We start from the raw sequence: 21,833 nt of genomic DNA on the forward strand, positions 1-21,833 counted from the left end.
ACCTCAACCCGGCCCCGCCCCACCGAGGCAACCTCAAGGACCCGGCCCTCCTGCACATCCCGCTTCACCGCACGCTGCACCGTCCCCAACGACGGCACAGCGAAATCCACCTTCTCCTCTCCCTCCGTCATCCGCCGGTACACCGCCGACACGTTCCCGCCCTCTTCCGCCAGTCGTGTCCACCACGCATCCGGCAACGAGAACGACGGCTTCGGCAACCGCTCCACCCGGCCCGCACGCCCCGCGGCAAGCCAGTGCCACACCGTCCGCGGCGACACCCCCGCCGCCTCAGCTGCCACCCGCACATGCAACGCCGACACCGCGCCCGACTCCGACGCCTCAGCCACCGCCAACAGACGGCGCACCACCACACCCCGCGCCAACCGACCGTCCACACCCATACCCACCAGCACAACCCGGCCCTGGCCGGCCGCACACAGGAATGGGCAACCCCATGACAGCCACCGGCCCTGCTGCTATGCAGCCAGTGGCAGCAGCCTGGTCACCCCATGACAGCCAAGATCACAACTCACACCAAGGAGAGACCAGGCACAACCCACCCGATCCCCCCTGACACCCAACCACTGCCACCAAGGCACCCATTCACAACGACCACCACGTCCGAGCGGGGCGCGGAAGCCTTCCAGAAGGGTATTCAAGCCCTCGCGCAGTACCAGGAACGTGAAGGCGGTGGCGTGCCCGGCCGAGCACATATCGAGCATCTGCCCGATGGGTCAGAGCATCGGACTGGGGTGTGGATCGCCAACCAGAAACAACGCCGCGACCGACTCGACCCCGACCAGCTCGCCGCCCTCGCCGAACTCGGCATCGACTGGGCGCAGTAAAGGTGCCGGCACCAGCTGGGAGAACTACACGCACGACACCGCATTTGCCGGCGGAACGACACCAGCCTGCACAGAGTGAGCGACACGCTCCTCCACAACCGTCCCAGCCCAACGCCCCACCGACTGTGAATGCCGCTGTCGCCGACCCGTGAAGAATGCATGGCGCCCATCACTCACGACCTGGGCCGGCCCCGCTGCGCGGGCCGGTGGCCGGGCAGAGATGTGAACGGGGTTGATGAGTACCTGTGCTTAAGGGCGCCGCGAGCGTTTTCGCAGGTCAGGAATCGAATAGGGTTGGGTTCAGCGGCGCTGGTCGACGATCCGGTGATCGACACCTGGGTGCAGGCGTTACCAGGTGCCGATTGCGGACGTCGGGTGTCGCTGAGCGATTCACCCAGTCGTATGCCATGGCGCGGATGCGCTGCGCACGCGATTGGTGCAGCCGTCCGGGTTTCGCGCTAGGCGCGGGGCGTGTAGTCGATGATGCCCATCGACAAACCGCACTTCGAGGTTCCCGCCCGACTGGTGATCTTCAGAGCAGTGAGTGGGAACCACGCCTCCACTGATGAGTCCAGTGACGCCCTGTCACGCATCTTGCGGGCGTTGACCGAAAGAAATGGAACGCATGAGCGATAGTGTCGGTGAGTTCCCCCGGATGGTGGCCAGCGTGCGCGGGTCGTCCTCGTCGTCCGGGAAAGCGCGGTTCTTCACAGACAGCGGGTTCAAGGGGTCCTTCGTCGACCTGTCCGTCGGTGAGTACCCGTCGGTTCCGTACGAAGGTGGCGACGACAGCATCAGCTCGGTGAAGGTCCCGTTGGGGTTCAAGGTAACCCTGTACGAGCACGCCGACTTCGGTGGTGCCAGCCACGTGATCACCGCGAGCACGGAAATGCTGGACGGCTTCGACAATAAGACCTCGTCCATCAAGGTCGAGTCGCGGTCGATTTTCTCACGGTAGGAGCACTGCTGGAGCCACCCTTGAGCCGCTGCACCTCGGTGAGTGACACCGAGGTGCAGCGGACCCGAGCGCCGACTCGGCGTCGGCGAATCCACTGACGAGCCGGGCCATGGGAAGGGTGGAACGGTCAGGGCTGTCGGAGGGCCCGGCTCCGGTCGGGAGCCGGCCCCTTGGTCAGCCGGTCTCGGGCGGCCAGCAATTGTTCACCACTTCCGACAGCCCCCGGACCGTCGCTGTTCGCGGGCGGGGGGGCGAGCCCTGTGAGCCGGTGGCCCTGCCGAGGATGCCGTCGAGGGCAGGTCAGGGCTGTTTGGACCACCGAGCAGTTGCCACTGAGACCCGTGCTCGTTGACCTGGCATGAAGAAGATCATCACTATGGGGATGCTGGTTCTCGCCAGCGCTTCCCTCGCAGCTCCCGCTCACGCCGATGGAGGAAGCGCCGTGCCGGGCGTGGACTCGCTGCCCCTGAACAATCTGGCGTCCGCTGGGAAGGACCCCCTGAACTCGAACGTCGCTTCGGACAGTGGCGCCGGCGGCCTGACCAGTAGCCTGGGCGGCGTGGACCAGCTCACTGCTCTGTTGGGCGGGCTCCTCAAGGGGGCACCCATCAGCGACGCCACCCCCAGCGACGCCTCTGGCGAGGGCGCAGGCTCCAGCTCACCCCTCGGCAGCGCCAGCCCCCTCTCGTCGCTCACCGGCGGCGGTGACAAGGGCTCCCCCCTCGGCTCCCTGACCGGCGGCCTCAACGGGTTGGGAGGGGCGGGCGCTCCCTCCTGAGCATTCCCCCGCACCTCCAGACCGTATGAAGGGGTCGCGGTCCACCAGCGGTCAGTGGCTGCGCTCAATCATCCGACCGACGTTTTCCCAGGTCAGGAATCGAACGGGGCCGTGCTCACCTCCAGGCGCAGCCTCGTGACGCGCAGCGGGTGGCGGAAGACGCCGGTGCGGTCGACGGGACGGTCCGCGCTGATCTCCGCCACCCGATCCGGGCGGACAAGGACGGCGTCCAGGTCGTCCTGGGACCCCCTGGACGCGGCGAACCGGACTCCGCTCACTCCTGGCTTCCGTGTGCGCAGGACGTCAGCCATCTCGTTATCGGTCGTGTTGCAGAGTCTGCCCGGGGGGGCACGGCCGGGCTCGGCCGTCGGCGGGATTCAGTGTTCCCGCCGACGTCACCGACTGTTCCGGCATGAGCCAAGTGGAGCGCTTGGCTCAGTTCCAGGTGAAGAGGGCGTCACCGGGGGCGACGTCGCCGGACTCGTTCACGCTGTTCAGCGCGTCCGGCGCGGCCTCCAGGGCCACGATTGGGGAGATGGGTGACTTGCCGGCGGCTTCGACGGTGGCCGGGTCCCATTTGATGATGCCCTGGCCGCGCTTGACCTTGTCACCTTTGCGTACCAGCAGCTCGAAGCCCTCGCCGTTCAGTTGGACGGTGTCGATGCCGAGGTGGGGAGGGACGCCGTGCCCGTTCTCGTCCTGCACGACGAAGGCATGCGGGTGCATGGAGACGACCTGGCCGTCCATGGGGGACACAGCCTCGATCGGCTCACGCAGGGGATCGATGGCGGTACCAGGGCCGATCATCGCACCGGCGAACGCGGGATCGGGAACATTGGCAAGCCCAACGGAGTCGAACGGGCTCGCACCTGCGCGGCGTTTCCCCTGTTCACGGCGTGTCGGTGGGGCCGGGGCCTCCTCTGAACCGGCCAACCCGCCTGCACCGCCAGGACAGGGGAGCGCGGCACCGCCCGTATGCCTGCCGCTGCTCCCCTGCTCTCGTCACTGCGGGGTCAGGGCGCGCATAGCCAACGGAACGTGTTCGGAGGTCACTCGGCCATGGGGGCCTCGTAGGCCGGGTTGTCGGGGTTGAGGGCCCAGGGGTAGTTGCAGTGCCCCGGAGGCAGGTCGGTGTCATAGACGGTGCCAGGCGGGCAGTCGAAGTCGGCACGGTGCAAGCTGCCGCCCTGCTCGTAGCACCGGTAGAACTTCTTGAAGTCCGATTCGTGGGGGAAGTAGCCCTCCTCGGTACAGGCGGATCTCTGAACGGTGGGCGCGGCGAGTGCTGTCTGCCCCACTGCGGGGACGACGACGCCGGTCAGGACAAGCGCGGCACACGTCGCGAAGCGGGAGATGAACGACCTCATGGGGAGTCTCCATCGTCAGAGGAAAATGATCACTGAGCCAACGAAGCCGGCCACTGAGAGACACGGACGCCTATGCCTGCGCCCCTCACAGGGCATCTGTTCTCGCGCGGCGCACACCCAGGCGCCGGCCACGGACCGCCAGGGCGGTAAGCGCGGATCAGGTCGCCGATGAGGCTGCTGGTGACGCCTCCACGCTGAGGTTCCGCCCCATACCCCGTGCCGTCCCACTCGCACGCTGCCCACATGAGGGGGCATAAGCGCCTGCATGCTCCTTTTGCAAGATACGTCTAAAATGATCCTTCTTTGAGGCCTGTATGTGAGTGGGAGTGACGGCAGAGGTGGCTGAAGAGAAGGTGCCTGCGCTTGCGGGCCGGCTGCTGGCGCCGTCCGAGGCCATGCATGTGGAGCCGACGGAGACCGTGGCGTACGCCGTCGCCGTCCAGGGCCCGCTGGGCGTTTCCGCGTTGACCAGGGCGTTCGAGGCATCGTGCCGTGTGCATCCGGTCTTCACCGGATGCATCCGGTCCGAAGGCGCATCAGCCGAACTGGTCATGCGCGACGACCGCCCTGTTCCCGCTGTCCAGGTCCGTACCACGGACGGGGAACCGTTGCCGGCGACCCGGAAGCTCGATCATGCCAAGGACCTCATCGGCCTGGAGGTGTCCCGCAACGGTGGCCGCTCGTCGGTCACCTTGCTGACCGACCACTCCCTCGCTGATGCCCGCGCTTCACTGGCTCTGCTCGCCGAGATCTGGGGGCACTACACCGACATCATCGCAACCGGGCAGCCCACACCGCTTGAGGTACAGCCGATTCCGGAGTCGTTGGAGTCGCTGCTGGCCCACCGTGGTGTCACCCGGCTCGGCCGCAGCGGCGTGGAGGCACTCTTCGAACCGGCCCCGGGACCGGACCTGCACAAGGAGGCCAGGCCGGCGGGCGCCGCCCTCGCCGCCCGGCAGGTCCGTCGCCGGATCCGGTTCACCGCCGATACGACCTCGGCCCTGGTCCGGCTCGGGCAGGCCAACGGGCTCTCGATCCACGGTCTGGTCTCGGCGGCCGTGATGATCGCCCATGCCCAGGTCGCCGCCGAAGGGCCCCGGGAGGTGGCCGTTCCCTTCATGTATCCGGTGGACGTGCGCGCCCGCATCAGCCCGCCGGTGGAAGCCCTGGCCGGAACGAACATCTTCGGGACCGTCGGATTCAAACGGTCCGTCGGCGCGGACACCGACCCGCTGGTGCTCGCCAAGGCGCTCCTGGAAGAACTGAACGAGAGCGTCAGCGACGGTGTCGTCCAGCAGTCACAGCTGCACTTCACCGGACCGGACAACGACGCGCCGCCACCGCCGGTGCAGACTCCGGTGGTGCTGGCCGCGGACACCACCATGCTGACGAACTGGGGCAGAATCCCGCACCTGCGCACCCCTGGGGATCTCACGATCACCGACTTCCGCGGGGCCATCCTCGATCAGCCTCTCAGGCCGGTGGTGGGAGCGGATCCCGATGCGCCACCTGCCCCGACCTCCACTTACATCGTCACGACCTTCGACGGACGCCTCAGCATCGAACTGGCCACCGCACACACCGATGCACGCGCCGACGCCATCATCGCGGCCCTCGAAACGACCATCCTGGCCACCTGAGTACTGCCGGGTCGGTGCCGTTCGACACCGACGGAGCACGAGCTCAGCAGTGCGGTGCGGGCCGCCACCGTGGCCGGTGACGGCCCGCATTGCTGCTCCGTTCAGCGGCCGCAGCTCAGGCTCGCGGGTAGCGTTGACCGGACGACCGCCGCCTCCACGCGTCTGGACCGGCGGTGTGCCGGGGCCGGTGCCCTCAAAGCTGCTTTCTGCTAGCGCTCGGCGCCGGCCGGTGACGTGGCGCCGAGGGGGGTGGGGGCGTTGGGGCGGTCGGACTGGCAGCGCTGCTTCTCCGAAGCGCTCAGGGGGCCGGTGCGCTGGTAGATGCGGTCGGAGAGGTCGGTGGAGGGGTGGTCGAGGACGGTGTGCAGGCGCCAGTCGGAGTTGGGGTCGGTGGCCTTGGTGGTGGCGGTGAACCATCCCTCCGTGCGCCGGCGCCCGGCTTGCGTCTCGATCCAGGAGGCTTCGGCCGGCTGGACGATCTCGGTGACCGAGCGGTCCTGCGTCGTGGTCCAGGCCGGGCTGAGACCGGTGCCCTGCGTGTACTGCTGGGCCATGTTGGTGGGGGCTGCGGTGCCGCTGCCGGGCAGGCCCGCGGCCGCGGGGAGGTCACCGTAGGAGCGGTTCGCGGTGGAGACGGGGCGGAGGCGGTTGAGGGTGTTGCGCGTGCAGTTGAGGTATGTCTCGGCAGCCACGGGGGCGGGGGCGTAGTAGCTGAACGAATAGTCCTCCTCGGCCGTGAACGTGCAGCGGTTCACGGTGCCGTTGCAGTAGCTGACGGCGTCCGCGGTGGTACGGCGGTCGTTGCCCAGGAACCCTTCGGAGGCCGGCAGGGCGCCGGCCGGGATGGCCTTGTCCACCGGCGGGGGTTCCTGGGTGGCGCGGACGTTGGTGATCAGCGGGCCGCAGTTTCCGTTGTTGTTCTGCGCGGCGGGGACTGCGGAGGTGAAGGTGAGGAGCGGCTCGTTCGCGCCGGCGGTGAAGGTGAGGGCGACCCCGGTGCGCCAGGCCGACTTCCAGAAGTTGGTGGGCAGCCTCTCGGTGGTGGGCAGGGTGGTGCGGCTGGTGAGGGCACCTCCTTCGCCCTGGACGGAGTAGGTCTGGCCCTGGGCGAGTGCGGCGGGGGTGCAGCCGTTGGAGACGCTGGGGCTTTCGTCGTAGGTCACCGTGACGCGTGCCCCGCTGCGTACTCCGCGCAGCCGCTGCTTGAGGCCGTGGGTGGCTTCGTTGGGGAGGCGGAGCATGGCGGCGGTCAGGCTGGCGGGGTGGCCGCCGGTGGCGGCGTCCCAGCGCCAGACGCTGGCGGTCGTGCCGGCCCCGGCGGTGGAACCGACCGACCAGGCGTACGGGTTGACACCGGTGTTGACACCGGTGAAGGCCGGTTCGGCGAAGTCGCCGTTGAGGACGGTGACCGGTACCGGAGCCGCGGCCACGGCGGAAGAGGCAGCCGCCTGGGCGAGGGGCGCCCCGGCGAGCAGGCCGAGGGACAGGCACACGCCGATGACCGGCGCGCTACGGGCGAGGGCGCCGACGGAAGCAAGGCCGGCGGGGGGCGTCAGTACGTGGGCGGGATGCCATGGGGTTCTCCACAGTGATCTCTCGCGGGTGGTCAGGGAGTGGCGGGGGTGAGCACGTCACGGTCCTTGAACCGGGAACCCTCGGGCAGGGTGGCGGGGGTAAGGCCGCGGGGCGGGGCGGGGCGGGGCGGGTGCGGTGGTGTCCTCGGTGCCGGTCTTGCCCTCTGGGCGCAGGCGGTCGCAGGTGTTGCCGGGCACGGTGAAGGTGTCCGCGATGAAGGTGCTGGTGTTGACGGTGGAGGGGCCGTCGACGACGACTCTGCGGATGCCGGAGCCGGTGCCGGTGGTGATCTCTCCGGCGATGCGCTGCATGGCGGAGCTCGCGCCGAAGACGAGGGCGTCGCCGGGGCGGACCTTGGTGCTGTAGGTGGTCTTCTCGGTCTGTTCGGTCGTCCAGGTGCGCTGGTAGGCGAGTTTGAAGGCGCCCTCGAAGGCTCCCTTGACGCCGAGGGAGCCAGCGATCTTCCCGCTGCCCGACGCTCCGGCCTCGGCGCCGACGGTGGCGGTCGGGCCCTTGGACTTGTCCGGGGTGGAAAACTCGCCGCTGCCCTTGGCGTTGACGCCGGCGGTCACCTCGCCGGAGGTGTTGATCGTGCCTTCGATCGCAATCTTGCCGGTGATCTCACCGCCGAGGTTGTCGCTGCTCGCGGTGCGCAGGGTGATCTCCCGCGCGACGGTGATCTCGCCCTTGGTGCAGTTCACGACCGCGTTGCCCAGTGACTTGACGGCGCTGTAGTAGTCGCCGGACGCGGCACGGTTGATCTCGAAGCGGCAGCCTCCGGGGTGCGAGGCGCAATACTCGGTGACCTTCTGCGTCGAGGCGAGCTCGGTGTTGCCCTCGTAGGCGACCGGGGTCGGTACCTCGGGCGGCGCGGCGGCGTGCGAGGAGCCGGTGGTGCAGGTGAGGGCGAGGAGGGTGGCGGTGGCGGCCAGGGCCGCGCGCCGGCCCGGCATGGCGATGGTCAGCTTCATCGGTTCATCTCCCCGCACAGAGAGCCCATTTCGGGGGCATTGGACAGGCCGGCCGGGAGGTCGGCGGCGAAGGAGGCGCAGGTGCCGTCGAGGGCCGTCTCGGCGTTGTTGGACGGAGCCGGCCGCATGGTGCCCAGCCCGTCGCGGGCCTGTGCCATGTCGGTCTCCTGCGTCGTGCCGCCGCCGATCAGCTGCGTCATGCACGCCTTGGATTCCGCCGTGCACTTCTGGGCCTCCTGCTTGGCGGCCCCGATATCCTGCTTGGCCGCGGCAGCGTCCTGCTTGGCCGCAGCACGGTCCCCATCGACAGCCCCACGCTCCTCCGGAGAGGCCGAGCACGGCTTCGCCTCCCCGCCAGGGCACGGATCGTCGCCATCAAGAGGCGCCAGCACGACGGCGGTTCGGTGAAGGTGGGCGGGCGAACCGGACAGGAGCGGGGCGGCCGCCGCGGGCGAGAGCCCGCAGACAAGGGCGAAGGCCGTGATGGATACGGCAATGGGAATACGGGGAATCTGCGCATGCCGAACAAGCCCCTTCCGGGGTAACGGGACGAACGAAAGTTCACAGTCCGAATGGATGCGCACGCAACGTAACAGCCTACTACCGACTGTCACCAGTATCGTGATCATGGTTCCCCGAATTGGCCGCATGCACACAACAGGCCACCACCCACGGCCGAGGAAGCACCGTCCGCTCGGCGCCACCCCCTCCCCCACCCCCACGAGAAGGGCCCAGCCAACCCCTACACCCCGGCCGCCCTGCCCCGCGCGGGCTGCGCGCAGCGCAGGCCGCCGCCCGCGTGCCATTCCAGGACCGGGTCGACCGCGTCCCCGTACTCTGCGCACCAGGACACAGGGACCAGGCCGCCGCAGTCGTACCGGGGCGAGGTTCCGGCCCAGAACCGGGCGCGGATGGCCGGTCGTTACGCCCGTTACCGTTCTTGAAGCTGGGGGAAGAGTTCGGCGAGCACGTGCTGTGCCGCTTCGATGCCCTCTCTCCCGGTCAGTGGCTGGTCGGGCTTGAGGTCGGGCACGTCGACGCCCATGCCCTTGCCGAGGGCGAACACCCCTCCGACGAGGGACTTGCCCGGCAGGCCCAGGGGTGCGTCAAGCGGCACGAACGACTCCGGGCCGGCCGGCACGGGCCGGGCCGTCACCTCCGGCCAGTCGTCCTGTGCGCGAGGAGTCGGGGAGGTGAAGATCCCTGCGAAGCTGCGCGCGCTCGCGTCCCGGGCCGTCAGGGGCGATCCGAGCTTCCACCGCTCGCGCATGGTCGCGATGCGCGAGGTGGCCCGGTACTCCTCCGTCACCACGGTGCGCTCGGGAATCCACGCGGAGATCGCCAGCGTGGGGATCCGGATGCCGGAGCGGTCGAAGGCGAAGCCCATCTGGCCGGGCACCGGCTCGCCGGTCGGCGGCACCGCCGGCGGCGGAGGCACGTGGTCGTAGGTGCCGCCGTGCTCGTCGAAGGTGACCAGCAGCGTGGTGTTGAGGTGGTTGGAGCCGTTCGCCGTCAAGGAGCGGATCGCCCGGTAGATCCGGGCGAGCAGTTCCTCACCGGCGATGAGCGAGGACGGCGGGTCGGCGAGGACGTGGTCGGGCTGCGCACCGCGGGACTTCACCGCAGCTTCGAACAGGTAGCCGAACGGCGGGTGCATGTCGTTGTGCGCGTAGCCGATGATCTGCGGCTCGATGAACGAGTACGTCGGCAGGTTCCCCTTCTCGGCGTCGTCGAAGAACTGCGCCGTCGAGACGAAGTGGGTCGCGAACTTGGGCCGCAGACGCGCCGCGTGGATGATCCCGGTCAGCGAGGCGTGGCAGGGCGGGTCGCAGTACACCCGCCTCCTCCAGCCGGTCTCGGACCGGCGTCTACTGCGTCACAATCACCGACCCGCACATCGACCTGCGCAACGCCGCCGTCATGGCCACCGTCAACGGCCCCTTCATCAGGATGATCAGCGTCAACAACGCGCCGGACGCCGCCTGCGGCAACGCCGCCGATGCCGTCACTGTTTACACGTTCTACGCGAACGGGACGTCCGACGACGCCCCGTTCACCCTGACCGTTCAGTAGCTGCGAACCCCGCCCCTTCGCCGCGGTCTGGCTCGAGAGCCGCGCCGTAGGCGATGGGTTCTACGACGTCACCTCATCTGGCCGGCTACCAAAGGCACTGCGACCGCCGACTACCCCTGGTGTGCCGTCAGCACGTCGATGCCCTGCGGGTAGGAGATCAGAAGCAGGCAGGCCTCGGATCGGTGTCGTGGCGATGCTCGGGGAGAGCGTTCAAACAGCCCCTGCGGGGTGCGGGGCATGGGGGTGGAGCGGCCTCGGAGTCACTCCAAGGGGATGCGCAGCTCCGAGAAGCGCATCGCCGAGAGGTCCGCTCCTTCCGGCCCGCTCACCTTGATGGGGTTGTTCAAGCAGTAGACGGTGCCGCTGGCCGGGGGTGCCCCGCCGGGGGTCGCTCCGACCATGAGGGAGCGCGGGACGATGACCTCCCCGCCGTCGACCAGGACCTCGTCTTCGATTCCCTGCGCGGTGGCGGCCTGCGACAGGACCTCTGCGACTTCCTCCGCGCTCTGGTCCTCGCAGGGGACGATGCGGATGACGTCGTCGTTCACAGTGCTCTCCAGCCGTCGGGGGCACCAGGGCGGCGCCCATGTCCGTTGTCTTCAGCAGAGCACTCCGGCCCTCTCCTCGCAGGGCAAGAGCTCCCGGATTCACCTGCGTGAGTGCTGCCGGCGTCATACCGGCGCCTGCATCCGGTCACCCCCCGGCCATCGACCCGGCCCCACGGAAAAGATGCGAGGCCCGCCTACTCCTCATCGTCCTCGTCGAGGCCGGGAGCGTCCGGGTCGCGCAGCGGCCGCAGGCCGCCGCCGGCCGGGGTGGAGGCGGTGAAGCCGGCGGGCAGAGACAGGGCGAAAGCAGCAGTGGCCGCGGTGGCCGCGGCGGCGGCCCGCATGAGCAAGATCATCACGCGGCGGTTCTACCGGCCGTCCCCACCCCTCGACAGGGCCCGGAGCGGTAGTCCACTCCCCCGGGCCGTCCGATTCACCGCCGAAACGCCACTGCGCTCACGGGCTACCGGGGGTAGTTGCACGTGGTGATTTCCTCGTCCCACACGGTGCCTTCACCACACTCGAAGTGGAAGACCGTGAACTCCTCGCCCTTGCCCTCGAAGTCCACGCAACGGACGAACTTCCGCGGATCGTTCGGGTTGGCGAAGTAGCCCTCCCGGGTGCAGACGATCGGCACGTCCGCGGCGGCCTGCGCTGCCGCCGCGGGGCCGACCAGCCCAGCGGCTGCCAGGGCCACACAGGAAACAATACGAGCGAAACGCGACATCACGCACCTCCACGACTACACGACTTGATCCACAAGCCGAACGAGCCGCCACCGCCACAGACACGCACGGGCCGCGCCCGATCCCCGGTTGCATTCCCTTGCCCCGCAGGGGGCGGGCCCGGCACGCAGCGCCTGCCCGCAGGGCAGCATCTTTGCCCGCCCGTTGATGAGAATCTGTGAAAGAAATCGGCCAATACTGCTCTTCGTTCCCCACTCGGTTGCTGTCGGCAAACGACGGCCAGGGCTCGGGCGGGTGCGGAGGGGGCTACTTCGGCGGATGGGCGGCAGCGGCTTTCTGCCCCAGTTGCAGCCAGTCGTCCAGGACGTGGTCGTCGAGGACTTCTCCTGCCACGATGACCCAGCCCTTCGAGATCCGGCCGCGGACCTCGAAGGGCCGCGCGCCGGGCTCGGCGAGGGCCTGCGGGGTGTCGTCCGGGGCGACTCGTACCAGCAGGTCGTCGCCGACCACGCCGACCGCCGTGTTTCCCGTCACCGTGAAGACGAGTCCGCCGAACATCTTCTTCGCGACGACCGCGCCACCCTCCTCCAACAGCTCCCGGACCCGCTCCGCCAGCACCTCGTCATACGCCATGGCGCTCACGCTACTCACGCACCACGGCACCCGCCCGCGCGACCCCGCCACAAACCATATAGGACATCTCTTGTCCTATATGGCTATTACGGTCGATTCCAGAGGGCGAAACCGCCCCATCCGACCCCACAAGAGGAGAAGACCATGGTCGACGCACATGCCGACGACGCCGTGGGCGGCAAGGTCCTGTCGCACGCGATCTGGGCCGAGGACGGAGGCGAGCTCGCAGAGTTCTACGCCGCCGCCCTGGGCACGCAGGTCTCCGAGCCGTACCGGGACGAGGACGGCAACCCGGCGGCCTTCCCCGTGTGGGTCGGCGACATGATGTACGTCTTCTGGTCCGCTACGTCGTTCAAGGCCCCGACCTGGCCGAGGGACGAACTCGCCTTCCACATGGACATCAGGTTCGACGACGTCGAGGCGGCGGAGAAGCGGCTCCTGGAACTGGGCGCCACCAAGCCCGCCCACCAGCCGGGCGGGGACCACTGGACCGTCCTCCTCGACCCCTCCGGCCAGCCCTTCTGCATCAGCAGCAGCCGCTGACAGCCCCAGCCGCTCACAGCGGCTGCTCTCACCGAGACGGCCCGCCCGGAGTGCACGCCCGCCCCGACCGGCGGAGAAAGGTACCGCGGGGTGCCCGGCGTATGCCGGCCCCGCGCTCGCACCCTGGCGAAGGCCGCACCCCGATCATGGAGGATTCATGCCATTCGCTCCCTGCCTGAGTGTCAAGGACACCGCGGCCAGCATCGCGTTCTACAAGAAGCTCGGCTTCGATGTCGATTCCAGCACCGCCCGTCCCGGCGACGACATCCACATGCTGCTCTACCAGGGCGGATTCTGCGGCATGCTCTACAGCAACGCCGACCTGAAGAACTGGCTGCCCAGCCTGGCCGACACCCCCATCGGCTTCGCCGGCATGTTCTACCTCGGCGTGGACGACTTCGACGGAGCCCACGACCGCATCTCCCGGCACGCCGAGATCATCAAGGACACCGACACCGACCACACCGGCCAGCGCATGTTCTACTTCCGCGACCCGGACGGCTACGTCATCGGCATCAACGACCAAGCCGCCCTCCAGGCCAGCGAACTCGGCAAATACGCCTGACCCGGGCTCCGGACAACAGAAAGGCCAGAGCCCTGAACGCGGAGGAGCTCGTCGTCCACCTCGACCTGACCTTTGCCGACGTGGAGGCCGCCGAGCGGCGTCTGGTCGGCCTCGGTGCCACCAAGCCGGCCTACCAGCCCGGCGGCAAGCACTGGACGGTGCTGCTCGACCCTTCGGGCCAGCCCTTCTGCATCAGCGCCGCCGGCAAGAACGGGTGAGGCAACCCCCCGGTCCGCGCAGTGGCAGCGGACGGACGGGAATCGACACATCGGGGTACGAACCGTGCTCCGGTCATCATCTTTGAGCGATAGAGGAATGACCCACATGAACCACGTCGAAGGCATGGCGTTGGCGGGGAAGGTGGCACTGGTCACCGGGGCGAGTCGCGGCGGGGCCCGGGCGATCGCGGTCGAGCTCGGCCGGGCCGGGGCCACCGTCTACGTGACCGGCCGCACCACCCGCGGCACAGCGGGCGCGTCGGGCCGCCCGGCCGAGACCGTCGAGGAGACCGCCGAGCTGGTCACCGCCGTCGGCGGCTAGGGCATCCCCGCCGTGGTCGATCACCTCCAGGCGGAGCAGGTGCAGGCACTGGCCGAACGCATCGACCGGGAACAAGGCAGGCTGGACACCCTGGTCAACGCCATCTGGGGCGCGGAGCACCTCTTCGAGCGCGGCAGGAAGATGTGGGACTGCGACCTCGACAACGGCCTGCGCATGCTGCGACTCGGCATCGAGACCTACTACGTCACCAGCCACTACCTCCTGCCCCTGCTGATCCGCAGGCCCGGCGGCCTGGTGGTGGAGCTCACCGACGGGACCGAGGAGTTCAACAGCAGCCATTACCGTGCCCCCTTCGCCTTCGACCTCGCCAAGTTCGCGCCGTTCCGGATGACGTGGGCGATGTCGGAGGAGCTGAAGGAGTACGGCTGTACGGCCCTGGGACCGGCTCCGGGCTGGATGCGTACTGAGGCGATGCTCGACGCGTTCCACATCACCGAGGAGAACTGGCGCGACGGCTGCAAGGTCGACCCCACGTTCGCGATCTCCGAGACCCCGCTGTTCACCGCCCGGGCCGTCACCGCGCTCGCCGCCGACCCGGACGTGGCCCGCTTCACCGGCGGCTCCCTGTCCGTCGGCACGCTGGCCAGGCAGTACGGCTTCACCGACGCCGACGGATCGGCCCCCGGCTCCGTCCGCTACTTCCAGGACTACATGCGGACCGGACAGGCACCGGACCCGGACGACTACCGCTGAAATCGGCCCCTGAGAACCCGGCCCGGACGAAGGACATCACCTTGACTCCCGAGGACGTCGCGGAGCTCGCCCTGTCGTTGCCGGAGGTGGCGGAGGAGGAGCCGTACGGTCCCAACAGGCCCGTCTACAAGGTCGGCGGCAGCATCTTCGCCATGCTCTCGGCAGCCACCAGGACCCACCCCGACCAGCTCACCGTCAAGTGCGAACCCCAGCTCGCCCTACACCTGTGCGAACAGCACACGGCCGTACGCCCGTGGTACCAGGGCCGCCGCTGGCACTGGCTCACCGTGCACCTGAACGACGACACGATGCCCGACGAAGACCTCACCGACATGCTCCACCACGCCTGGGACTGCGTGGTAGCAGTCCTGCCCTGCGCCACCCGCGAACGGCTGCGCACCCTTCGCCATGAATAGCGATGGCCTTGAGACCGTCAACGCGCGTGAAGGTGCTTCTCACGGCTCGTCAGCACGAGCAGGGCGCGCAGGAGGTGGGTAGCGCGGGCGGGGTCGGTGCGGAGTTTGGTGAGGGTCCGCCAGTTCTTCAGGTGGGCGAAGCCGTGCTCGACCGGTGCGCGTCCGATGGCGAGGACGCAGTTGGCGGTCCTCTGGCCGGGCGTGAGCTTGTGGGCGCGGGTGACGGTGAACCCAGTGACGATCACAGGGTCGCGTACGTCGTTGTCCAGGCCCCGGAAGCCAAGGTCCGCCTGCGCCCCGAGGCCTGGCTCCTTCGGTGTGAGGCGAGAACGGTTGATGCCGAGTTCGGGCAACAGACGTTGATCAATCGGGCCGAGAATGCGCAGTTGGGGAGCTCAGGGGCGCTGGCAAGATCTTCGTTGCCAGAGATCATCTTGGGGCGCGTTCGGTCGGTCACGTTCGCTTGAGGTGGTACAGGTTGGGAGCGTCAGGGTCCCCGGCAAGGTAGTACGGCTGAAGCCCTTCGCTGGTCCGCTCCATGCCGAACTCCCAGGTGTACTGGGCGATCGGAGCGAGTGGCTCGGTCGTCCATTCATCGATGCCCCTGGGGGAACGCTGGATTTGTCCCGTCACGTTGGTGATGGAGATCTGGACCGCCGGGGCGCCACCGATCGTCTCTCCGCTGCCCCCCTTGACCAGTTGCCAGGTTCCGGTACCGGACAGACCCCAGCCTTTGTCGAAGTCCCAGTCCTCGCCTCCAAGGTTCGTCACCTCGGCTCGGCCATCCCCTTCCAGGATCACCTTGGCGCCGTCGGGTCCCGTCCAGTCCCCAGCGAGTTCACTGGTCGAGGCATCACGGACGGTCGGCAGCGTGGGATAGAAGAGTGCCCCACAGCCGCTGGTAAGCGTGACGAGGACCATTGCCGCGCCCACGATCCACCATCTTCCACGCCTGGGATTGCTCATCATGCCCCCCGTTCGGTGCCACCTCAGCAGAAATGAACATGTTCAGAATAGCCGACCGGGGGCCAGGAGTGGCATCACGGGCTCAGCTTTCTGGGCGGCCGGTCCGCATAGTGGCAGCGCAGGTGGGCGATCAGGACGACGCGGTGGCGGAGGAGTGAGACGCCAGCGCGTCCGGCCATCAGGCGTTTCTGCAGCTTGACGTCGGTGATGCGGCCTTCACTGACCCGGAGTTGTAAGGGGTGGTGATTGCCTGGGCGACAGCGTGCTGGTCTTCGCGCAGGGCTCCGGCCAGGCCGGCGAGAGGGGCCAGTCCGCTGTTTGCGAGGTCGTCGAGCCAGCCCGGCAAGGGTGTGGCGTCATGGTTGTCGAGCATGATGGCGAAGCGGCGGACCAGGTCGTGGGTGCGGCGCCTTGGCGCCGAGGATCGCGGCGCAGCCGCCACACAGCCTCGCGCGCGCACTACCTGTAGATGGCCTACCGCGTTCACCGGCGCTACGCGCCGTCAGGCGCAGCTCTTGGTCTGGTCGGTATGGGTCTGGTCGATGTGGGTCTGGTTGATGTGGGTCTCGTTTGGGCGTAGCGAATCGGCACGGTCGGGCGGTGGCGATTGCGCGACGTCCTGGAGCGGCTGCACGGCCGGATCGCGAAGTTCACCGCGGCCGGCCGCGAGCCCTGAAGGATCAACTGCGACGCCGCTTGACGATCACCGTGACGCCGAAGCCCAGGCTCACGGCGACGGCAGCGCCGAGTGTCGGCCACAGCCAAGGGAGGCCGGAGGCCGCATCCGCAGATACCTCCCGCACCGCAGCTGTCTGGTCGGTACTGGGAGCGGGGGTGGGGGTCTTCGCGGGGGCTGGGGCGGCCAGGGGGTCGACGTCAGGTGCCCCCGGGTTTCCCGCCTTGTCCAGCAGCACCATGCGTGGGCGGACCGCTCCGTAGCCGATCCAGTCGTTGCGCTTGGCGCCGTCGACGGGGCCGCCGGCGGTCTCGATGAGGACGCGGGCGACCTGGTTTGCGGTCCAGTCGGGGTGAGCCGACCATACGAGCGCGGCGGAGGCGGAGGCCAGGGCGGTGGCGTACGAGGTGCCTCCGTCCCTCACACACCAGGCGGTGTTGTCCTTGCAGCGGATCGGGGCCTTGCTGCCGTATGCGGACAGGTCCGTGTCACGCCCGTGGGAACTGAGCTCCAGCGGCTCGGCGGTCTCGTCCAGGGCTCCTACGCCGATGACTCCCGGAACCATGGCGATCAAGTTGGTCGCGTTGTTGCCCTCCCCCTCATTTCCCATGGCAGCGAAGACGAGTACCCCCTTGCTCTGGGCGTACTGGACAGCCGGCTTGAGCTTTTCGAATGCGTAGTAGTCGCCCCAGCTCAAGTTGATGATCTTGGCCCCGTTGTCGGCCGCGTACCGGATCCCCTGGGCACCTTCGGCGCCTGCCGCAAAGGCCATGGGCGTGCCGAGGCTGGTGCGGACGGGCATGACCTTGGCGCCGGGAGCCAGGCCCTTCGGGCCGCCTCCTCTGCCGTCGCCGACGATCGCTGCGGTCATGGTGGTCCCGTGCCCGTCGAAATCGTCATGCGGCGAGTACTTCTTGTCTGGCTGCCCGATCGGCGGCGACATCACCGACACGCCTGGAAGGACGGACTCGCTCCGCACGCCCGGGACTTGCTTGAAGCCACTGTCGACGACGGCCACGGTGATACCGGCCCCGTCTGCAACCTTCCACATGTCCGGGGCTTTCATGATCGTGAGGTAGTCCGGCGGGTCGGTATCGGCTACCGCCGGCATCACCGTGCCTGCGCTGACCGCCCAGGCCGCGACGATGACGCCCACCGTCCGCCGCCACGATCCTCGACGCATCGTGCCTTGCATTCCTGCCCCCTTGTGTACGTGCGCTGCAATCTCGCGCGGACCCACCTCATCACACGAGACGCGACCGCCTGTACGCGGCCGCGCGGTTCCGGACCGCCGTGAGCACCCCACCCGCCCCCGAGGCCGCGCCCGCCGCGACGTCCCCCTGCGAGAGAAGACCCGGTGGCGGATGCTCTACGAGACCTGCGCCCGCTCCGAGGAGAGAAACGTTCCCCGGCTCTGACGGGGCCGCCGCCGTGCGCTGGTACCGCATGGCCGCCACCGCCGCCGACGAGTCGGGGGATACGGCCGCCCGGGTCTGGGTGCGAGGGCGGGCCGCCCTCGCCTTCGGGTACGAGGGCGCCTCGCTCGGCGTCGCGGACGTCCTCGCCGACCAGGCCCTGGCCATCAGCGACCGGCCGTCCCTCGGACTGCTCAACGCGATCTACGGCAAAGCCCACACCGCCGCCCTCCGCGGCGACCGAGCTGCGGCCCGCGCTTTCGACACCCAAGGGCGCCGCGTCTTCGACAAAGCCGGCTCGCACGAGCAGACCTCCGACTACGCGGTGCCGTGGTGGCGGCTGAACGTGTTCCGGTCACTGCTCCTCGCGCGCCTCGGCGACGAGCGCGCCGCGACCGAGGCGCAGGAGCAGGCCCTCGCCCACCTCCCCGCCACGCTGCCGCGCTTCGCCACCCACCTCGAACTCCACCGGGGCCTGATGCTCGCCCGATCCGGCGACAAGGCCGGCGGCATCGCGCACGCCACCACCGCAATGGACGCCCTGCCACCCGAAAAACACAGCCTCACCCTGCGCATGCTCGTCAACGAGATCCGGGCCTGATCAGGGACAAGTCACCACTCCTCGCAGAGTTCGGGAAGGGCCCAAGCGGTCCCGGGCTTAGCTGCGGCTCCACGCGGCGGCATGCCGTTCCCTGGCCACGTCAGCCAGGCTTTCCCGCAGCGTCTCGCGGTCGCGGCCCCGGGTCTTGACCGCGTGACAGTTCGGGCAGAGGGCCACCATGTTCGCCGGGTGGTCTGCGCCGCCCAGCGCAAGGTCGTGGACGTGGTCGACTTCAAGGACCGGATCTCCGGCATCGGTGAGGGCGTGGAAGTCCGGCGCGGAACACTGCGGGTTCTCGCACCTTCCCTCGCTCCGGGCGAGCACGGCCCCGCGGATTCGTCTCGCGCGCTGGGGCCGGTTGACGACGGTGGCAGAGCGGCGCGCGACCACGCTGCCCATGCCGTCCAGCTCCTCGACCAGGCGCCGGTAGTCACCGGCCGCACTGCACGAGGCACGGTCCAGGGGTGCGCTGCGGGGCTGCGGCACGGTGACGTCAGCTGGGGCCGTGCTTTCCTCCTCGAACGCTCCGGTGCGGGGCACAGTGGCGCGGTCGCTCTGGGCCGGGATGAGAACCCCATCGGGCGCCTGTTCACGCTCGCATGTGACCGGCGGGGACGGCTCCCGGTGGCGGGCGGCGTGCCCCGCAGCAGCAAGCCGGTCCCGTGCATCTGGGCTGATGATCCAGTCCTGGAGGTACGTCAGCATCGCGCGCGTCCACGGCCACGCGTCCCTGGGTATGAGGTCGTCGCCTTCGCCGCCGCCCCCTGGGTAGGTCGCCTTCACGCTCGGAGGGCCGGGCAGAAGAATCCACTCCAGAGAGCCCTCTCCGGGAAGGGGCGGCAGCTGGCTACGGTGTGCGGACAACCTCTTGAGTCGAGAAGCGGCCAGCTCAGCGGCCTTGCCCTTCCGGCCAACCCGGAACTGCACCTCGGGGTGGTTTCTCTTGAGCCTGACGGTGAGGTGGCCGCCAGCAATGGCCATCTGTACGTGGTCGGCGTTCGACTGTCCCGTGTGGCCTTCAAGCATCGACCTGAGGAACTCCTCCCGGTCGGCGTCCGTGAGCGCAGGGGACGGGGACGGGGACGGGGACGGGGACGGGGACGGGGACGGGGTGGGTTGGTGCGGGGCGAGGGCTGCGGCAGCGTCCTCAGGCGCCGGCTGGCGCACCTGTACGGCCGTCGGGGACGGATCGGGGAAGCGACCGGAGTGCGACGCGGCAGCAAGCCGGTTCATCGCGGTCGGACTGGCGATCCAGTCGTGGAAGTAGGTGAGCGCCGCGCGCGTCCACTGCCGGGCCGACCGGGATATGAGGTCGTCCCTCTCCCCTACAGAACCCGGGTAGCGCACGCTCACGATCGGGGAGCTGGAGGCGACGCTCCACACCAGGTCACCCCCTCCGGGAAGGGGCGGGAGCTTACGGCGGCGCCCATGCAACCCCCGCAGCCGATATGTCGCCCGGTCGCTATCGGCGGACTTCTTCCGAACGTGGAAGGACACCTCGGGGCAGTTGCCCCTGAGCCTGGCGATCAGCCGGCCGCCGCCAACAGGTATCTGCACGCGGTCGGCGTTCGACTGTCCTGTGCGGCCTTCGAGCAGCGACCCGAAGAACTTCTCCCGGTACGCGTCCTTCAGTTGCGGCTTGGGCGGGGAAGACGAACGACGCGGGGTCAGGTGGGGGATCCCGTAGCTGCGGTACGCCGCGTCAAGTTCACGGCGCCGCTGTTCCGCAGGTCTCGGCGGTCGCCGGGGGGATGTGGGTGGGACGGGCAAGTGATGTTCTCCTCGGTTGAAGAGTTCGGCCAACCCTGCCGTGTCATCGCTCGCAGTCACGGATGGGGCGACTTCTTCCTGGTACAGCGGGGCGCGGCCGGCTGGCGCGCGCCCCGCTGGAGAGGATGGTGGGTCAGGCCGCTGTCGTGGTTTGGGTGTCCACGATGTGGGTGGGCGTGTGGGGCGTAGGGGGCGCGGCGTCGTCGAGCTTGGCCATCAGGGCCCGTACGGCGGCGGCCTTCGAGGGGTGGCCGGAGACGAGGGCCCGGACTCGGTGAGTTTCTCGACCTTCCGGTCCGCCGCCTCCGCCCGCGCCCGCGCCTTGGCCGCCGCCCGCCCGGCCTCCCGGTGACGGGCGTCCGCCTCCGTACTCGCCGCGCGTGCCGTCTCCAGCGGTTCCCTCGCGGCCCGTATGTCGTCCTCGGCCGCCGCCACGGCGGCGCGGGCCCCGTCTTCCTGCTCCTGTGCGGCGGCCTGCCCGGCCTGAAGGCGATCCGTCTCAGCCTGGGCCTCGGCCAACTCCTCCCGGGCCGCCTGCACACGCTCGCGGCGTGCCTGCTCCGCCCCGCCCGGCCGCGTCCAGTTCCGTGGGGCGTGGTTGTTCCGTCGAGGGCCGGGCTTGCGTACGCCGGGGCGGCGCGGCGCCGGGCTGCGGTTCGAGGCCGGCGAACCCCATCACCGCGTCCGGGGCCTTCACCAGGCGGCCCGCTTCCCACTGCGCGGCAACGTCGGCGTCGGCGAGCACTGCGTGCAGGATCTGCTCGACCTCGTGCAGCACCGGCTCACTGACCGTCTGCCCGGCCTCGGCGGCCAGAGCGCGCGCCGTACGTGCAAGGCGCCCGATCACCACATGCTGGTCATGCGACAGCTTCCCCAACTACCCAGGGTCCAGCGTCCGGTGCGCTGCGCGTAGCGCCTCGCCCAGCGCGAGGAGCCGCTGGGCCTCCTTGGGCCGGCTGCGGGCCAGCAGACCGGCCGTCCACGCCGCGAGCGTCGGTTTCCGCAACGCGGCGATCCGCGCGGCGAGCTGCCTGTCCCCGGCCTTGCGGGCCTTGGCCACGTATTCGTCACGGGCCGCGGTGAACTGCGACGGCAGGAGTCCGCGCAACTCCGCCGCCACCGACTCCACATCCATAACCCGGAAGTCTCCCGCCCCCGGCCACTCCCCGGCCGACACCACGCAGGACACCGCGCGTCGACCGGCAGCACACAGCTTGTCGTTTAACGTCCGGGCATCGAACGGGCTCGAACTTGTCCGGCGTCTTCCCAGTTCACCGGACGTGTCAGGGGCCAGGGCCTGATCCTGTGGGCAGGGTCGCTGCGGCACGGAGGCCGGGATCGTGGAACTGGTCGAGCTCAAGGTTCAACGAGACGCGTTCACAACGGTGATGGAGTTCCGATCGGAGCTGTACGCATGCATGGTCTCCAGAAGCGACGCACTGTTTGAACTGTGCGATGCTTCTCTGCACCAAATCAAGCAGGGAACCCTTCGAGGTCTCGCTTGGTGCCGGAACTAGTCGAGAGAGCAATCACTGAGATGCGGCGAAGGCCGG

At 69.1% G+C, this 21,833-nt stretch carries 26 protein-coding genes and 4 pseudogenes; 12 read left to right on the top strand and 18 right to left on the bottom strand.

All coding sequences use genetic code 11. The annotated features are described in order from the left end of the window. A pseudogene (locus AB0O21_RS38795) lies at window positions 1-401 on the bottom strand (ATP-binding protein); the annotation flags it as partial. A 108-nt stretch (window positions 402-509) separates the two neighbouring features. On the opposite strand from AB0O21_RS38795, the gene AB0O21_RS38800 reads away from it, so the two are divergent. The 3 genes from AB0O21_RS38800 to AB0O21_RS38810 all read left to right on the top strand — a co-directional run bounded on the left by AB0O21_RS38800 (window position 510) and on the right by AB0O21_RS38810 (window position 2,581). Then, a complete protein-coding gene (locus tag AB0O21_RS38800; protein ID WP_365180183.1) occupies window positions 510-845 on the top strand; it encodes a helicase associated domain-containing protein in 336 nt (111 codons plus the stop codon). Window positions 846-1,470: 625 nt separating this feature from the next. After that, window positions 1,471-1,803, top strand: a complete 333-nt coding sequence (locus tag AB0O21_RS38805; RefSeq protein ID WP_365180186.1) for a hypothetical protein — start codon at window positions 1,471-1,473, stop codon at window positions 1,801-1,803. Between the two features lie 559 nt (window positions 1,804-2,362). Beyond that, complete coding sequence (locus tag AB0O21_RS38810; RefSeq protein WP_365180188.1) at window positions 2,363-2,581, top strand: hypothetical protein; 219 nt, start codon at window positions 2,363-2,365, stop codon at window positions 2,579-2,581. A 92-nt stretch (window positions 2,582-2,673) separates the two neighbouring features. Here the strand turns inward: AB0O21_RS38810 and AB0O21_RS38815 are convergent, their stop codons facing one another. The 3 genes and pseudogenes from AB0O21_RS38815 to AB0O21_RS38825 all read right to left on the bottom strand — a co-directional run bounded on the left by AB0O21_RS38815 (window position 2,674) and on the right by AB0O21_RS38825 (window position 3,948). Continuing rightward, complete coding sequence (locus AB0O21_RS38815) at window positions 2,674-2,859, bottom strand: hypothetical protein (RefSeq protein WP_365180191.1); 186 nt, start codon at window positions 2,857-2,859, stop codon at window positions 2,674-2,676. A 157-nt stretch (window positions 2,860-3,016) separates the two neighbouring features. Continuing rightward, a pseudogene (locus AB0O21_RS38820) lies at window positions 3,017-3,433 on the bottom strand (PTS glucose transporter subunit IIA); the annotation flags it as partial. Between the two features lie 197 nt (window positions 3,434-3,630). After that, window positions 3,631-3,948 carry a chitin binding peritrophin-A domain-containing protein gene (locus tag AB0O21_RS38825; RefSeq protein ID WP_365180194.1) on the bottom strand — a complete coding sequence of 106 codons (318 nt, stop codon included), beginning with the start codon at window positions 3,946-3,948 and terminating at the stop codon, window positions 3,631-3,633. Window positions 3,949-4,301: 353 nt separating this feature from the next. Here AB0O21_RS38825 and AB0O21_RS38830 point away from each other — a divergent pair, with 353 nt between their 5' ends. Beyond that, window positions 4,302-5,588: a hypothetical protein gene (locus AB0O21_RS38830; protein ID WP_365180197.1), complete on the top strand. Its 1,287-nt coding sequence runs from the start codon at window positions 4,302-4,304 to the stop codon at window positions 5,586-5,588. 209 nt (window positions 5,589-5,797) lie between these two features. Here the strand turns inward: AB0O21_RS38830 and AB0O21_RS38835 are convergent, their stop codons facing one another. The 4 genes from AB0O21_RS38835 to AB0O21_RS38850 form a co-directional block, all read right to left on the bottom strand. Then, window positions 5,798-7,081 (bottom strand): hypothetical protein, encoded by a 1,284-nt coding sequence (locus AB0O21_RS38835; protein ID WP_365180199.1) that lies wholly within the window; start codon window positions 7,079-7,081, stop codon window positions 5,798-5,800. A 138-nt stretch (window positions 7,082-7,219) separates the two neighbouring features. Next, window positions 7,220-8,134: a hypothetical protein gene (locus AB0O21_RS38840; protein ID WP_365180202.1), complete on the bottom strand. Its 915-nt coding sequence runs from the start codon at window positions 8,132-8,134 to the stop codon at window positions 7,220-7,222. Beyond that, a complete protein-coding gene (locus AB0O21_RS38845; RefSeq protein WP_365180204.1) occupies window positions 8,131-8,763 on the bottom strand; it encodes a hypothetical protein in 633 nt (210 codons plus the stop codon). Before AB0O21_RS38845 ends, AB0O21_RS38840 begins: the two co-directional genes overlap by 4 nt. A 302-nt stretch (window positions 8,764-9,065) precedes the next feature. Next, a complete protein-coding gene (locus AB0O21_RS38850; RefSeq protein WP_365180207.1) occupies window positions 9,066-9,971 on the bottom strand; it encodes an alkaline phosphatase family protein in 906 nt (301 codons plus the stop codon). Window positions 9,972-10,054: 83 nt separating this feature from the next. Between AB0O21_RS38850 and AB0O21_RS38855 the strand changes: the two genes are divergently transcribed. Further along, complete coding sequence (locus AB0O21_RS38855) at window positions 10,055-10,207, top strand: hypothetical protein (RefSeq protein WP_365180210.1); 153 nt, start codon at window positions 10,055-10,057, stop codon at window positions 10,205-10,207. A gap of 260 nt (window positions 10,208-10,467) precedes the next feature. On the opposite strand, the gene AB0O21_RS38860 is transcribed toward AB0O21_RS38855, so the two are convergent. From AB0O21_RS38860 to AB0O21_RS38875, 4 genes are all read right to left on the bottom strand, one after another. Continuing rightward, window positions 10,468-10,755 (bottom strand): hypothetical protein, encoded by a 288-nt coding sequence (locus tag AB0O21_RS38860; RefSeq protein ID WP_365180213.1) that lies wholly within the window; start codon window positions 10,753-10,755, stop codon window positions 10,468-10,470. A gap of 194 nt (window positions 10,756-10,949) precedes the next feature. Further along, window positions 10,950-11,114, bottom strand: a complete 165-nt coding sequence (locus tag AB0O21_RS38865) for a hypothetical protein (RefSeq protein ID WP_365180216.1) — start codon at window positions 11,112-11,114, stop codon at window positions 10,950-10,952. 104 nt (window positions 11,115-11,218) lie between these two features. After that, window positions 11,219-11,452, bottom strand: coding sequence for a chitin binding peritrophin-A domain-containing protein (locus tag AB0O21_RS38870; protein ID WP_365180219.1), 234 nt, complete (start codon window positions 11,450-11,452; stop codon window positions 11,219-11,221). 295 nt (window positions 11,453-11,747) lie between these two features. Continuing rightward, window positions 11,748-12,074 (bottom strand): TfoX/Sxy family protein, encoded by a 327-nt coding sequence (locus tag AB0O21_RS38875; protein WP_365180222.1) that lies wholly within the window; start codon window positions 12,072-12,074, stop codon window positions 11,748-11,750. 144 nt (window positions 12,075-12,218) lie between these two features. On the opposite strand from AB0O21_RS38875, the gene AB0O21_RS38880 reads away from it, so the two are divergent. From AB0O21_RS38880 to AB0O21_RS38900, 5 genes and pseudogenes are all read left to right on the top strand, one after another. Then, window positions 12,219-12,617, top strand: coding sequence for a VOC family protein (locus AB0O21_RS38880; protein ID WP_365180225.1), 399 nt, complete (start codon window positions 12,219-12,221; stop codon window positions 12,615-12,617). A 157-nt stretch (window positions 12,618-12,774) separates the two neighbouring features. Next, on the top strand, window positions 12,775-13,182 hold the full coding sequence (locus tag AB0O21_RS38885; RefSeq protein ID WP_365180228.1) for a VOC family protein: 408 nt from the start codon (window positions 12,775-12,777) through the stop codon (window positions 13,180-13,182). Then, a complete protein-coding gene (locus tag AB0O21_RS38890; protein WP_365180255.1) occupies window positions 13,179-13,400 on the top strand; it encodes a VOC family protein in 222 nt (73 codons plus the stop codon). The genes AB0O21_RS38885 and AB0O21_RS38890 overlap by 4 nt, the downstream gene beginning before the upstream one ends. Before the next feature lie 124 nt (window positions 13,401-13,524). After that, window positions 13,525-14,436: pseudogene (locus tag AB0O21_RS38895) on the top strand (SDR family oxidoreductase). A 41-nt stretch (window positions 14,437-14,477) separates the two neighbouring features. Then, entirely contained in the window at window positions 14,478-14,852 is a 375-nt protein-coding gene (locus tag AB0O21_RS38900) for an MmcQ/YjbR family DNA-binding protein (RefSeq protein WP_365180231.1), read from the top strand. 17 nt (window positions 14,853-14,869) lie between these two features. On the opposite strand, the gene AB0O21_RS38905 is transcribed toward AB0O21_RS38900, so the two are convergent. The 3 genes from AB0O21_RS38905 to AB0O21_RS38915 all read right to left on the bottom strand — a co-directional run bounded on the left by AB0O21_RS38905 (window position 14,870) and on the right by AB0O21_RS38915 (window position 17,677). After that, complete coding sequence (locus AB0O21_RS38905; RefSeq protein ID WP_365180234.1) at window positions 14,870-15,205, bottom strand: transposase family protein; 336 nt, start codon at window positions 15,203-15,205, stop codon at window positions 14,870-14,872. 100 nt (window positions 15,206-15,305) lie between these two features. Further along, window positions 15,306-15,785, bottom strand: a complete 480-nt coding sequence (locus tag AB0O21_RS38910; protein ID WP_365180237.1) for a hypothetical protein — start codon at window positions 15,783-15,785, stop codon at window positions 15,306-15,308. 713 nt (window positions 15,786-16,498) lie between these two features. Then, a complete protein-coding gene (locus tag AB0O21_RS38915; protein ID WP_365180240.1) occupies window positions 16,499-17,677 on the bottom strand; it encodes a S8 family serine peptidase in 1,179 nt (392 codons plus the stop codon). 215 nt (window positions 17,678-17,892) lie between these two features. Here AB0O21_RS38915 and AB0O21_RS38920 point away from each other — a divergent pair. Then, a pseudogene (locus AB0O21_RS38920) lies at window positions 17,893-18,510 on the top strand (XRE family transcriptional regulator); the annotation flags it as partial. Window positions 18,511-18,567: 57 nt separating this feature from the next. Here the strand turns inward: AB0O21_RS38920 and AB0O21_RS38925 are convergent. Continuing rightward, window positions 18,568-19,536: an HNH endonuclease signature motif containing protein gene (locus AB0O21_RS38925; RefSeq protein ID WP_365180243.1), complete on the bottom strand. Its 969-nt coding sequence runs from the start codon at window positions 19,534-19,536 to the stop codon at window positions 18,568-18,570. Window positions 19,537-20,496: 960 nt separating this feature from the next. Then, on the bottom strand, window positions 20,497-20,820 hold the full coding sequence (locus AB0O21_RS38930; protein WP_365180246.1) for a hypothetical protein: 324 nt from the start codon (window positions 20,818-20,820) through the stop codon (window positions 20,497-20,499). A 79-nt stretch (window positions 20,821-20,899) separates the two neighbouring features. On the opposite strand from AB0O21_RS38930, the gene AB0O21_RS38935 reads away from it, so the two are divergent. After that, window positions 20,900-21,193: a hypothetical protein gene (locus tag AB0O21_RS38935; RefSeq protein ID WP_365180249.1), complete on the top strand. Its 294-nt coding sequence runs from the start codon at window positions 20,900-20,902 to the stop codon at window positions 21,191-21,193. Here AB0O21_RS38935 and AB0O21_RS38940 read toward each other — a convergent pair. Beyond that, a complete protein-coding gene (locus AB0O21_RS38940) occupies window positions 21,158-21,415 on the bottom strand; it encodes a hypothetical protein (RefSeq protein WP_365180252.1) in 258 nt (85 codons plus the stop codon). The genes AB0O21_RS38935 and AB0O21_RS38940 overlap by 36 nt on opposite strands. Window positions 21,416-21,833: the final 418 nt, after the last annotated feature.

The organism is Streptomyces sp. NPDC091371 (genome assembly GCF_040684275.1).
Classification (GTDB): domain Bacteria; phylum Actinomycetota; class Actinomycetes; order Streptomycetales; family Streptomycetaceae; genus Streptomyces.

Excerpts from the sequence above, each read along its gene's own strand:
- AB0O21_RS38800 (WP_365180183.1), top strand. The coding sequence starts at position 510 with ATGACAGCCAAGATCACAACTCACACCAAGGAGAGACCAGGCACAACC.
- AB0O21_RS38805 (WP_365180186.1), top strand. The coding sequence starts at position 1,471 with ATGAGCGATAGTGTCGGTGAGTTCCCCCGGATGGTGGCCAGCGTGCGC.
- AB0O21_RS38825 (WP_365180194.1), bottom strand. The coding sequence starts at position 3,948 with ATGAGGTCGTTCATCTCCCGCTTCGCGACGTGTGCCGCGCTTGTCCTG.
- AB0O21_RS38840 (WP_365180202.1), bottom strand. The coding sequence starts at position 8,134 with ATGAAGCTGACCATCGCCATGCCGGGCCGGCGCGCGGCCCTGGCCGCC.
- AB0O21_RS38845 (WP_365180204.1), bottom strand. The coding sequence starts at position 8,763 with ATGATCACGATACTGGTGACAGTCGGTAGTAGGCTGTTACGTTGCGTG.
- AB0O21_RS38855 (WP_365180210.1), top strand. The coding sequence starts at position 10,055 with ATGGCCACCGTCAACGGCCCCTTCATCAGGATGATCAGCGTCAACAAC.
- AB0O21_RS38875 (WP_365180222.1), bottom strand. The coding sequence starts at position 12,074 with ATGGCGTATGACGAGGTGCTGGCGGAGCGGGTCCGGGAGCTGTTGGAG.
- AB0O21_RS38880 (WP_365180225.1), top strand. The coding sequence starts at position 12,219 with ATGGTCGACGCACATGCCGACGACGCCGTGGGCGGCAAGGTCCTGTCG.
- AB0O21_RS38885 (WP_365180228.1), top strand. The coding sequence starts at position 12,775 with ATGCCATTCGCTCCCTGCCTGAGTGTCAAGGACACCGCGGCCAGCATC.
- AB0O21_RS38915 (WP_365180240.1), bottom strand. The coding sequence starts at position 17,677 with ATGCGTCGAGGATCGTGGCGGCGGACGGTGGGCGTCATCGTCGCGGCC.
- AB0O21_RS38925 (WP_365180243.1), bottom strand. The coding sequence starts at position 19,536 with ATGCTTGAAGGCCACACGGGACAGTCGAACGCCGACCACGTACAGATG.
- AB0O21_RS38940 (WP_365180252.1), bottom strand. The coding sequence starts at position 21,415 with ATGGATGTGGAGTCGGTGGCGGCGGAGTTGCGCGGACTCCTGCCGTCG.